Origin of the sequence: Algibacter lectus (assembly GCF_900112395.1) — a bacterium.
Lineage (GTDB): Bacteria > Bacteroidota > Bacteroidia > Flavobacteriales > Flavobacteriaceae > Algibacter > Algibacter lectus.
The window spans coordinates 1-12167 of the sequence record NZ_FOLN01000006.1; the positions used below are offsets into that span (position 1 = coordinate 1).

A 12167-nucleotide genomic window follows, 5' to 3' on the forward strand; every position below is an offset into this window, starting at 1 on the left:
AGCAGAATTATGTAGTTACGCAGGATTAACTCCAGTGATTAGGCAAAGTGGAAGTAGTATAAAAGGACGACCACGAATTAGTAAAATGGGCAATCAAAAACTCAGGAATTTATTATTTATGTGCAGTTTTACAGCTTGTAAATACAATAAAGCATGCAGAGATATTTATGAACGATTAGTAGCAAAAGGAAAGAGTAAAAAATTAGCATTAATAGCGGTATGTAATAAGCTATTAAAACAAGCTTTTGCTATTGCAAAATCGGGTTTAATATTTGACAAGGAATATAAAAGTGCGCTAGTGAAAAATTAATAAGATTTTACTTGTTTTTTAGCACAGTACTTTGTTAGCAATTGTTATTTGTACCAGTCTTCAATTAACTGGTCGAGTTTTTCTTCAAATTTTTTGTCAGATTTTTTAATTCTCCTTTTTCCTTTACCAATAGGTTGTACATAATCATTACTTTCTATATAAAGGAGTAAAAGCATTTGAATTTACATTTTTTAATTCCAAACTAAGTTCTTTGTATTCCTGAGTTGAATACAGATTAGTGTCTATTTTCAATTCAATTTGAAAAGGTAAATTAAGTGCAGTAATTAATTCTTTTTGAGGAATTTTTATTCTGGTTAACTCTATCTTTTCAAGTGAAGGCAATTTGTCTAATTCATTTAACTTTTCAAGTTTGTATGTTTTATCATATGACCCTTCAATATTTAAATATTTCAAGTTATTTAGTTTTCCTATTCCAATTGTGTCTTTAATATTAGTAGGTTGAATTATTGATAAATTCTCAATACTATCATTAAAATTGAGAGAAGTTAAATCTTTAACTTTCCCCGTTTTAAGTAGACAAAGTGTTTTCAATTGACTCAAATCACGAATACCGTTGAATGTGAAATCTGGGTCAGTTATATGTGATATGCTTAAGAACTCGACATTTTTGAATATGTTAAGTAGAGTTAAGTCGAATAATTTTGTATTCCAAAAACTTAAATATTTTACTTTTTCTAGAACTTCTTCATTCTCATTTAGAATTTTTACCTCAGTATCATTCAAGTCATAATTATTGAATTCTATAAATTCTAGTTCTCTATATTGATTTATAGGACCTAAATTCTTATTTCTCGGCAAAACTAATAGAGTTTTGGAATCATATTTAATTCCAGAAATTCCTAATTCAAGATTGTCTGAGAAAATATCTTCATTTGAGACTTGATATTTATAGTTTGCAAAATCATTAAAATTCTTAATCATTTTATTCTTATAGCTACGTGGTTAAGCTCCTAATTTAGTAAACAAAAACTGAATAGAAAATCCGCGAAGATTTTCAGAAGTAAGCTAAAACTAGCAGTAAATTATATACTTTGTTAATCACAGTAATTTATATTATTTTAACTAATGGAATTTCCATTTCTAACGTTTCTTTTTTTTCCTTATTCATAAACCTTGGCAAGGTTCTCAAATGTTTTAACTTCTTTAAATTCAGTAATGGTGAAATATCATAATTTTTATTCTCAACATTTAGAATCATATTTAAGTATTCCAAATTATTCAATTCTGATAAAGGCTCAATATTTTTAACGGCTTTCCCTGTTCCTCCCATTCTTCCGTGGTCTAACCATAATTCTTTTAATTGAGGTAACGTTGTAAGTGGTTTTAATTCATACAAATTCTTAATTCCATAAATATATAATGTTTTTAAGTTTTCCAAATTCGCAATAAAATTGATGTTTTCTACTTTAGTTATTCCACTTAAAATCAAAACTTCTAAAGATTTTAAAACGGATAAATTTGGAATGGCATCTTGTTTGTTGTTAGAGATGTTAAGATATTTTAGATTTGGTAATGAAGCAATTACATTCAAACGTTCTTTATCTAAGTCATTTAGTATTATTCCTTCAACAACTTTATTTCCAATCAAATGTTCATAATTGAAATAATTCAGTTTAAATTTTTTAAGCGGCGTTGGCATGTCTATTATTTCAGAATTAGTTGGTAATTCAGAAATATCAAATGGGCAACGAACAGTTCCTTCTAAAATTCCCAAATGTGGGTAATCAGATGGTGATTTACTTTCGGATAAATAGTTGTTCCAGTTCATTTTTTTACTGTGGTTAACGGTTAGTATATGAAAAGTAAGCGGTTTTGAAGCATTAAATTTTCGGTTAAGCACAAAATTAAACATGAACCAAAACCCTTGATTTCACTACTGTTTCGCCTATTATATATATATTGTTATGCTTTGTTATTTTCTTCGTTTCCTAATGTCTTTCATATATTCTTCTAAAATTTTCAAATCAGCAAGAAATTCATCAGAGTCAGGCATTTCTTCAATTAATGTTCCTGCTGTATCGTGTCCTATAAAATAAGTAGAACATTTACTCATATTTGTATCTACAAGATTATAATCATCATTTGTCAAATCTATAATTTTTGATAAACGTTGAGTTTGAATTTCTCTCCCAAACCTTTGAATTGCACCATTCAAGAAAACTTCCTCAATAAAACGTTCCCAAGTTTCTCGAAGTTTACCATATAAAATTTTTGCGCGTTCTTTATATATTTCTTCAGTTTCGGTTCTTTCGATTTTTTCCAATTTTTGGTAGGCGTCTTTTAATAAACCAATTCTTTTGCCAACAGGTAAAGCATCCCAAGGTGGATTGCTAGCAATCAGTCCTGTTTCTTTTTTCTTTCTTGTAAGGCTCTTTATATCTAAATCACAATTTAATTTGATAGAATGTTCTTGAATCATTAACAGGAAAGTAATATCGTGAGTAAAAACGATTACTTGTCTATCTAAAGATTCTTCTGCAATTCTTTTTGATATTTTATTTCTCCATTTGTGGTCGAGAGATGAAACTGGGTCGTCAAAAATTATAGTACTTTTATGCTCTGAAATGGATAATTCAGACAAAAATGTTGCCAAAGAAATACATCTGTGCTCTCCCTCGCTTAAAACATCTTTTAATGCTATTCCGCTTGCATTTTGTTCATCAAGTCTTAAATAGTGATATTGTTTTCCTCTTTGTCCTTTCGTTTCCGTCTCTATTTTGATATTCTTAAAACCTAGTTTGGTCAGTTCGCTTTTGAAATTCTGTTTAAGATTTTGACTTACATAACTTGTAGCTAACTGATTACTATGTGTTGTAATGCCCCGAGTATTACATTTACTAATGCATTGATTAAGTAATTTTATTCTTTTTTGTCTGTAAATTTCACGACCAAATTTTGGTCTATAATCGAAAATATTTTTTTCCCCTTTTAATTGATTCAGTTCTTTATTGAGCGGTTTTAAATCCTCTTCAATTGATTGGTCTTTTAATTTCTCATTTATTTTATTTAAGGTTTTAATGAGTTCTTGAATTTGTGTTTTTGGTGTGTTCTCAATTTCAATTTTATTAAAATATTCAATAGTTTTTTTAGCATTAAAAAGAGTTACTAAATTCTCTTTCTGTTTAGAAAGTAATTCTAAATATTGTTCTTGATTTTGCGAATAATCCTCAACCAATTCATTTAATTCTATTGCTGAAGGTTTTTGCTCCTCAAAAGAGAAGTCTAAACTATTCAAATCTTCAATAGCTAAATCAAATTTATTAGATGCTTCATCAAAAGTTTTTTGAATATCATTTTTTATAAATTCCTCAAAAGAAGTAAACCTATTCTTTGCACCCTCATCTAACCCTTGAAGACAAAGAGGACAATTGCTATCTTTATTTATTTCAGGGAAGTTTTCCTTTTTCGTACTTTCATTATAAAATTTACGAGCACTTTCCCAAAGTAATTTCCACGAACTATTACCAACACCTTCAATTGGTAAATCAGAAAATGCTTTTTCAGAAGACTCTTTTAATGCTTTACTTGTTATTACAAAGTTATTTAACGTTTGTTTTAAATCTATTAAGATTTGACCTGTCAAGTTATCTTCTAGCGTTTGAAATTTCTTTTGCAAAATTTCAAAGCGTTTTATCTTTTCTTCATTTTCTTTTAAGTTTTTCTTTGGATCTGTCGCGTTTAATTTCTCTATTTCTTTAATCAACTTTTTAATTCTAGAATCTTTAGTTGAATTCCAAATAGATTCAGCTCTTAATTCTTCTAGTTTTGTATCTGCGTTTAAGTTGTCTAGAAAGGTTTTTGCTGTTGAACATTCCGAAACATCTAAAAAGGAATAGTCGAACTCTTTTAAAGCTGGACTTAAAAACTCTGAATTTAGTTTGCTCTCGACTTTTTTTATACCAATTGCCAATTTTTCTATAATTGATAAACCTTGAGGAATGAAAGCAATTTCATCTTCTCCTTCAATATAATGGTTTGCACTAAATGTGTCGAAAACATCCACACTTTTTAAAATAGAAGTACTTACTTCTTCGTTAACAAGGTTTACTATATTAAAGTTTGTTCCATCAATTGTATATTCAATATCAGCTTTTTTATCGCTTCCAAAACAAGTTGGGTCGTATAAATTATCGTTGATTTTCGGCTTATGTCCTCTTGTATTACAAGCGTGTTTTAAAATACTCACATAGCTTGATTTTCCTGAACCATTATCGCCATAGATTATCGTAAGTCCTTTTGGGGCAAATTCTAATTCACAAGTTTTTGAGAGTGCGTTTACATTATCAATATTAGAAATTTTAGAAAGTATAACATCATTGCTACTGGTTACATTATTTGCAAAACTTCTTAAATCATTAAAATCTACATTAGTAAAATTAAATTCCGATAATCCATAATCTACTTTACAAATTTCTGTTAATTCCATAATATCATTATCAGTAAGCTCATTATTCCTAATTAAGCGGTCAATTGCTACTTGCCAGAAGTCAGGCTTATGTTCAACCCAGTCAATTATGTCATTAAGTATTGGCATATTATATTTTTATGAAAGATTTATAAAAAACTAAAGCAAAGTATAATAAATAATCCCCCCTTAGTCAAAGCCTAAAATTAAATCATCTATCTCACAATACTTTACGGGTTTCCGTAAAAGCCAAAATTTATTTTTTACGCTTCAGTTTCACGCATTGCATTATTTGCCAAGTAAGTCCCTAAATTACGAGTATAAGCATTATGCTATTTACAATACTATGCCATACCAAGTTAGAGGTGTTAAGTTATAATTGCTTTCTACTTCTTTCAATTTCAAATCTGTTTAAATTACCTACAACTAAAATATAACAAACATACCAACCGAACTAAAAACAGATTGATAAAGTTGTAGATTTTTTTAATCTTGTTTTATTCTGAATTATAAAATTAAATTGAACACGTAACCAGAGATGATAATGCATAATGTTACCACTCCAAAAAATATAGCAATGAGTTTAAGCGTCATAACTTTTTTTAAAAGCATGGCTTCTGGTAACGACAGGCCAACAACGCCCATCATGAAAGCAATTGCGGTTCCTAAAGGAATGCCCTTTGCTACCAATACCTGCACCACCGGAAGTATACCCGATGCGTTTGAGTACATAGGCACCGCCAAAATGGTTGCAATAGGCACAGCAAACAGGTTGTCTTTATCCATATATTTTTCGAAAAACCCTTCTGGAATATAGCCGTGCATGAGTCCGCCAATGGCGATACCTACCAGCACATAAGGGATAATGCCTTTTATAATTTTAAGAACTTCGGCCCAAATAATTGGTAAGCGTTGTTTAAAGGTTTGTTTTTCTGCCTGAAACACATCTTGATCTCTTTGTGCATGTGCTAAAATATCTTTCACCCATGGTGTTAAATAAGATTCTAGTTTTAATTTTTGAAGTATAACGCCAGATATTGTACCTAATAGCACACCACTAATTACGTAGATAATAGTTGTTTTTACACCAAACAAGCCCATAAAGAGACCAATGGCAACCTCATTAACCAAAGGTGAGGTTATTAAAAATGCAAAGGTGACACCTAAAGGAATTCCGCCACGCACAAAACCAATAAATAAAGGTACTGATGAGCAGGAACAAAACGGTGTTACAACTCCAAAAAGGCTAGCCATAAGATATTCTAAACCAAATAATTTATTTCTGGAGAGGTAGTTTTTAACCTTATCTATAGGGAAGTAACTATTTACGATTCCCATAAAAAAGATAACTACAAAGAGTAGAATTAAAATCTTTATAGTGTCGTAAATAAAGAAGTTTAAGGCTTCTGCTATATGTTGTTCTTTATTTAAATTTAGAAGGTTGTAAACAAACCAATCGGCAATATTTTGTATCCAGTTAAACATGTTGTTTAACACTAACAGTACCAGAAATGGCGCACGATAATTTTACTGTGTTGTAGATGGTACCGAACTTTTCGATGTTCTTTTTAAGTAAATCTGTATTCAGTTTTTTATCGTTGGTATAGATGGTTACATTGTAAATAAGATGTTCCATCCTTGGCGGATTTTCAAGTCGGGTGGCATTAACGTCAATGGTGGCTTTTGTATAAGAGAACTTCATCATGCCCGAAAAACGTTCTACATTTTTTAATACGCAAGATGCGAAAGCCCCCAAGAATAATTCGGCAGGGTTTGGTAAGGTTTCGGCCGTTTTTGGCGTTGTACCAAAATCTATATCAGATTGTTTTATATGAATAACAGCATCTTGATTTGAAACAGACGATGCTTTAATATGATATTCCATAACCGTTTGGTGTATTAATTCAATAGCGCTAGCACTTCGTCTTTCGAAGGTACACGCCCTTTTATTGTCACCACATTATCGATTACCAATGCTGGAGTTGTCATGACATCAAATTTCATGATTTCAATAATATCCTCAACTTTTTCAATGGTTGCCTCAATGTTGTTTTCTGAAACGACATCTCGAACAACGGTTGTCATTGTTTTACATTTTGGACATCCGGTGCCTAATATTTTAATTGTAGTCATAATATTCGGGTTTCTTATACCAAAGATAAGTATCCGAAATATTAAAAAAGGTGATTTATGTTACACTAAAATTGAATTGTTTTGTGTATTGTTTATGTACTAAATGATTTATTACTAAAGGAAATTTAGAAGAAAAACCTGTTTATTCCCACTTTTTAATTAATTGGAGTACACCACTTTTAATTCCGGCATAAAATGCTTCATTTTTAAATTCGGGTATCATTTTTTCATCAATGATTTCTTTACAAATTTGGTCGGTTAAAATCAGCTCGGTTCCAGTTCCTGTTGCAATCCCAATTTCTCTACAAGGCTTGCATAATACTATGGTAAGTCCGTTGTTTTTTTCAGCCGTTCCAACGCCCCAACTTTGTCCTAAATTGGTTGCATATTTTTGAATGTTTTGATAAGGTTTTATACTGTCGATGGTGACCACCACAACTTGCCTTGTTGTTTCCATATCATAATCATAAAGGATTTTCGATAATTCTGCCCGTTGAGATTCTGTAAACACCTGTCCGTAGTCATTTATTATGCCTATCGGTTTTGGAAACGCACTATTTTCTATTCCCAAATATTCATATTTCGGCGTCAATTTTTCAGTTTCGGTATCTTGAGCATTTCCTTTGCAAGAGCATACATTTAAAGCCAAGAAAATCAATACTATTTTTGTACTTATTTTCATTTTATGCAATACTGACGTTAGTAACTTTAATTTGGTTTTCTCTTTTTTCATGGCTTGAAAGTAAAGTTAATATATTAATTTTCTGGAAACCACCATCCATTTTGTTGTTTCCTGTATTCCTTTCCATTATCATCTAAAATTGTTATTTCGCAAACGTATGGATTTTCAATAAACTGTTTGTCGTGAGAACACACTCTGCTTAAAGCTAAATCAAATTCAATTATCATTTTTGCCGATTTCACATATTCCATGGAAGAACCACTATTTTCAACTAATTTTGGAAATGATTTGTTCCAATAACCAATAGATTTTAGAATTTTCAATGTGAGCAATTCTTTTGGATACGATTTATCATTCAAAATATCTACTTCAAGTCGGTTTAGTTTTGTTTTTCGCATTTCTTTAAGTAAAAGCCCCAAGAAATAATCTGTTTCTATAAAATTCATCAAACTCACAAATGAATGTCCAAAATTATGAGAAACGCTTTTCAAGGTTTTACGACTAGCCATTTTTAGTGCTGTTTAATAAATTGTATCCACCTAATATATAATATTCATATTACACATCCCAAAAAAACAATTCAAAAATAAAAAGACCATTGCAGCCTACCTCTACCCTTCCAAACTATTTAAATGATTAGCCAAAGCGACACCCATACTAATACAACCTTGTAATAAATAACCACCAGTGGGCGCATACCAATCTAGCATTTCGCCAATGGCGTAGGTATTTTGTATTTTTTTACATTGAAAATTGGCGTCAACTTCATCTAAAGCCAAACCGCCTAAAGACGAAATAGCTTCATCTAAAGGACCTGCCGAGGTAATAACCACCGGAACGGCTTTAATAGTTTGCACCAACACATCGGGATTCGAAAAGGTGTGTTTATCTGTAAATTGTTTTAACAAACTAATAGCTGTTCTATCGAGATTTAAATCATTTTTTAAAATATCGGTAACTTTAGAACGTCGTGCATTTTTATACTTACTACGTATTTGATTAACCGTCATTTTAGGTTTTAAATCTAAGTGGATAATCACTTCTTTTTCTGTAAGTAACCGATCTTGTATTTTTTGACTAAGCGCATAAATAGCATTGCCTTCCAACCCGAATTTAGAAATTACCAACTCTCCTTTTGCTAATACATTATTAAAAGTAAGTGCTATATTTTTTAAAGGTTTCCCTTCGTGAATGTTTATAAAATCGGTTTGCCAATTAACACCAAAAGCACAATTTGCAGCTCTAAAAGGCAGAACATTTATATGGCGTTTTTCAAACTTAGATTTCCATGAACCCGTGGAACCTGTAACTTTCCAACTTGCGCCTCCCAATGCAAAAACTACAATATCTGAAGTTACTGCAGCTTCATTTTCAAAAGTTAAATCGCCTTGCCTATTCCAGCCCGTCCATTTTGTATTAAATTTAAATTGAACGCCTCGTGCTGCAACATAATCTACAATGGTTTTAAGCACTTCTATGGGCTTTACGCCTTGCTTTGGAAACACACGATTACTAGAGCCTACAAAGGTTGAAATACCGAGTTGATTGAGCCAATTTATAAAATCTTGATTATTAAACTCACGGATAATGGGCGCCATAAATCCACTAGGGTGATATTGCTGTATGAGCGCATCTTCCGGAGCACTAAACGTGAGGTTTAAGCCGCCTTCTCCGGCTACAAGAAACTTACGTCCGGCTGTTTTTTTCTTTTCGTAAATAGTTACGCTATATTTTGCAGTATCTATTTGTGCCGCAAGCATAAGTGCTGCTGGACCTCCGCCAATAATGGATACCTGTTTCATCTAAAAAAAATAAAAGGTTTTAAATGAAATGCCCCGTTTGGGAATATGGTGTTATGCTGTGTCATATTTCGAAAATCTCAAGCTGAAAGCCGAAACTTAAGCATATAAATTGACTCTTAAAAATTTAGATAGTTGAATCATGTATTAATTTCAGATTTAGCGATAATTATTGATCTGCAGTTCTTATCAAATTCATAAAAAAAGCAAAGCTCAAAAACAATGATGCTTTTGAGCTTTTACAATATTATTTTTATGCTTCCGTGTAAACGAAAACAAACACATCTACTATATTCTACAACTGAAATATTTTTTCCATAAGCATCCACTTCTCGCCTTCTTTGGCCATTGGTAGCGCTTGTTGGTAGTTCCACATCAATGTTTCCCATTCTTGAACTTTAGGATTATTAGCATCCATAGCGTTCTTCTGTTCGAATGAAAAACTATCGTTTACCACCATAATCATGAATAAACGATTTCCTACTAAATAAATTTCTAAATCTTCTATACCAGAATCTTTAATACTCTTTATAATTTCTGGCCACACCTTTTGATGGGCCACTTTATAATCTTCTATTAATTTAGCATCATCTACTAAATCTAAAGCGAAACAATGTTTTTTCATATTATAATTTTTCAACTCAATTTAAGCAACAGTTCCTTCGTGGTTCTTAAAAACATGCATACCATACCAAGCGATGTAAACAAAGCATACTAGAGGTAATATAAACGAGAAATTAACCTCGGCAACACCCATAATTGTAGTATCGGCAACACCGCTTCCGCCAGCATCGATAATCATACCTTGTAACATTGGTAATAAGGCACCACCAACAATGGCCATTACTAATCCTGCAGAACCTACTTTAGATTGCTCTTCGGTTAAATCGTTTAATGCAATACCATAAATAGTTGGGAACATTAAAGACATACAGAATGAAATACCTACTACACAATACAAGCCAAAAATGCCTTCTACAAATATAGCGCCTGCAACACATGCCATAGCTAAAAGAGCAAACGTCATTAATAATTTCCCTGGACTCATAACACGCAACATCGCTGTACCTACAATTCTACCTACTGTAAATAAAACAAAGGCGATAAATTGATAAGCAAATACATCTATTTTCTCGTAACTAGGTACATCGGCATTCGATAAATCGATAGCTTCGGCGTATTGGTAAATGTACGTCCACGTCATAATTTGTGCACCAACATATAATATTTGTGCTACAACACCCAAAACATATTTACTGTTAGACCCTAATTTTTTAAAGGTTTGCCCTAAACTTGGCATAACACCTTCTTCTTTAGACTGTGGCATTTTGCTCACTAAAAACAACACAAATACAGCCGTAATTACTAAACCTAAAACAACGTAAGGATCGCGAATAACTGCTAAATCGGCTACTTTTATCATGGCTCTTTTAGCTTCGTCTAATGCGCTAAAATCTGCAATATCATCAGATTGAAGTTTATCGTAAACAAAATATTTTGCCACTAGCAAACCTGCTATTAAACCTACTGGGTTTACCGATTGTGCTAAATTTAAACGTTGGGTTGCTGTTTCTTTAGCTCCCATTGCTAAAATATATGGATTGGCAGCCGTTTCTAAAAAGGCTAAACCAAATGTTAATACATATAAACCTAAACAGAAAAACCAAAATTGCTCTGTAATAGCCGCTGGATAAAACAATAATGCACCACCAGCATATAAACCTAAACCTATTAAAACCCCAACTTTATACGAGTACTTACGCATAAACATAGCTGCAGGTAAGGCCATACAGAAGTAACCACCGTAAAAAGCCATTTGTACCCAAGAGGCTTGTGTGTTGGTTAATTCTAATACTTTTTTAAAGGCATTTACCATGGGATCGGTAACGGCATTTGCAAATCCCCAAAGGGCAAACAATGACGTTACAAGTATAAATGGAATAAGTACTTTTTTTGATACTACAGGTGTTTTTGGTGTGGTATTCATATAAATTAGTTAGGATAGCTTATTAATTTTTAATTGAAAAAATGACGTATTATATAGAACGATCGAGGTGTGTGTACCCGCCGTCTACATAAAGTAATTGCCCCGTGGTATGGCTAGATTTACTGGATAATAAAAAAGCGACTGTATCTCCAATTTCTTCAGCCGTTGTCATACGATTTTCAAAAGGAATATTTTTAGTAATGGCTTCTAGCTTTTCTTCTTTATCTGGGAATGTGCTAATCCATTTTTCGTATAATGGTGTGTAACATTCGGCAACAATTAATGCGTTTACACGAATACTATATGGCAATAACTCTACGGCCCATTCTCTGGTTAAAGCATTTCGCCCACCGTTTGATGCAGCATAACCCGAAGTACCACCTTGGCCTGTATCGGCTGTTTTAGAACCAATATTTACAATAGCACCTTTGCTCTTTTTAAGCTCTGGTAATGCGTAGTGTGCCATTAAATAATAATGCACAACATTACGTTTTAAAGACTCCATGAAACCTTCGTAATTACCGCTTTCTAAGCCAACACCATCGTTAACGCCTGCGTTATTTACTAAGCCATCAATTTGGCCATATTTTTCTACTACAGCTGCCACTGCTTTTTCGCATTGTACAGGATCGGTAAGTTCTGCTAGTGCATAAAATATATCGATACCTTGTTTAGAAAACACGTCGATAACCTCGTCTACACTGGCTTTATTTCTAGTTATAATTACTGGCTTAGCACCTTCACGAATTAAGGATTCTACAATCCCTAAGCCGATACCTTTGGAGCCTCCGGTAACTATAATAACTTTATCTTTTAAATTTAAATCCATA

Annotated in this window: 13 protein-coding genes; 1 reads left to right on the top strand and 12 read right to left on the bottom strand. The window is 32.2% G+C overall.

What is annotated here, in order from left to right; translation table 11 throughout:
* Positions 1-310: transposase (locus tag BM246_RS11385; protein ID WP_139221885.1), on the top strand; the 310-nt coding region annotated here is incomplete at its 5' end.
* 147 nt (positions 311-457) lie between these two features.
* On the opposite strand, the gene BM246_RS11390 is transcribed toward BM246_RS11385, so the two are convergent.
* The 12 genes from BM246_RS11390 to BM246_RS11445 form a co-directional block, all read right to left on the bottom strand.
* Entirely contained in the window at positions 458-1252 is a 795-nt protein-coding gene (locus tag BM246_RS11390; RefSeq protein ID WP_074938007.1) for a hypothetical protein, read from the bottom strand.
* 127 nt (positions 1253-1379) lie between these two features.
* A complete protein-coding gene (locus tag BM246_RS11395; RefSeq protein WP_074938412.1) occupies positions 1380-2099 on the bottom strand; it encodes a leucine-rich repeat domain-containing protein in 720 nt (239 codons plus the stop codon).
* A 144-nt stretch (positions 2100-2243) separates the two neighbouring features.
* Entirely contained in the window at positions 2244-4865 is a 2622-nt protein-coding gene (locus tag BM246_RS11400; RefSeq protein ID WP_074938009.1) for an AAA family ATPase, read from the bottom strand.
* 378 nt (positions 4866-5243) lie between these two features.
* Positions 5244-6221 (bottom strand): permease, encoded by a 978-nt coding sequence (locus tag BM246_RS11405; RefSeq protein ID WP_074938012.1) that lies wholly within the window; start codon positions 6219-6221, stop codon positions 5244-5246.
* Positions 6214-6621, bottom strand: a complete 408-nt coding sequence (locus tag BM246_RS11410; RefSeq protein WP_074938014.1) for an OsmC family protein — start codon at positions 6619-6621, stop codon at positions 6214-6216. Before BM246_RS11410 ends, BM246_RS11405 begins: the two co-directional genes overlap by 8 nt.
* A gap of 14 nt (positions 6622-6635) precedes the next feature.
* Complete coding sequence (locus BM246_RS11415) at positions 6636-6869, bottom strand: thioredoxin family protein (RefSeq protein ID WP_042497519.1); 234 nt, start codon at positions 6867-6869, stop codon at positions 6636-6638.
* A 142-nt stretch (positions 6870-7011) separates the two neighbouring features.
* Positions 7012-7602, bottom strand: coding sequence for a TPM domain-containing protein (locus tag BM246_RS11420; RefSeq protein ID WP_231961852.1), 591 nt, complete (start codon positions 7600-7602; stop codon positions 7012-7014).
* A 23-nt stretch (positions 7603-7625) separates the two neighbouring features.
* Positions 7626-8060, bottom strand: coding sequence for a hypothetical protein (locus BM246_RS11425; protein WP_139221886.1), 435 nt, complete (start codon positions 8058-8060; stop codon positions 7626-7628).
* Between the two features lie 102 nt (positions 8061-8162).
* Positions 8163-9353 (bottom strand): BaiN/RdsA family NAD(P)/FAD-dependent oxidoreductase, encoded by a 1191-nt coding sequence (locus BM246_RS11430; protein WP_074938016.1) that lies wholly within the window; start codon positions 9351-9353, stop codon positions 8163-8165.
* A 292-nt stretch (positions 9354-9645) separates the two neighbouring features.
* Positions 9646-9975: an L-rhamnose mutarotase gene (locus BM246_RS11435; protein ID WP_042502991.1), complete on the bottom strand. Its 330-nt coding sequence runs from the start codon at positions 9973-9975 to the stop codon at positions 9646-9648.
* Between the two features lie 21 nt (positions 9976-9996).
* Positions 9997-11337 (bottom strand): L-fucose:H+ symporter permease, encoded by a 1341-nt coding sequence (gene fucP, locus BM246_RS11440; protein ID WP_074938018.1) that lies wholly within the window; start codon positions 11335-11337, stop codon positions 9997-9999.
* A gap of 49 nt (positions 11338-11386) precedes the next feature.
* The gene (locus tag BM246_RS11445) at positions 11387-12166 is read right to left on the bottom strand and encodes an L-fucose dehydrogenase (protein ID WP_042502995.1); all 780 of its coding nucleotides are present in this window, start codon (positions 12164-12166) and stop codon (positions 11387-11389) included.
* Position 12167 lies beyond the last annotated feature (1 nt).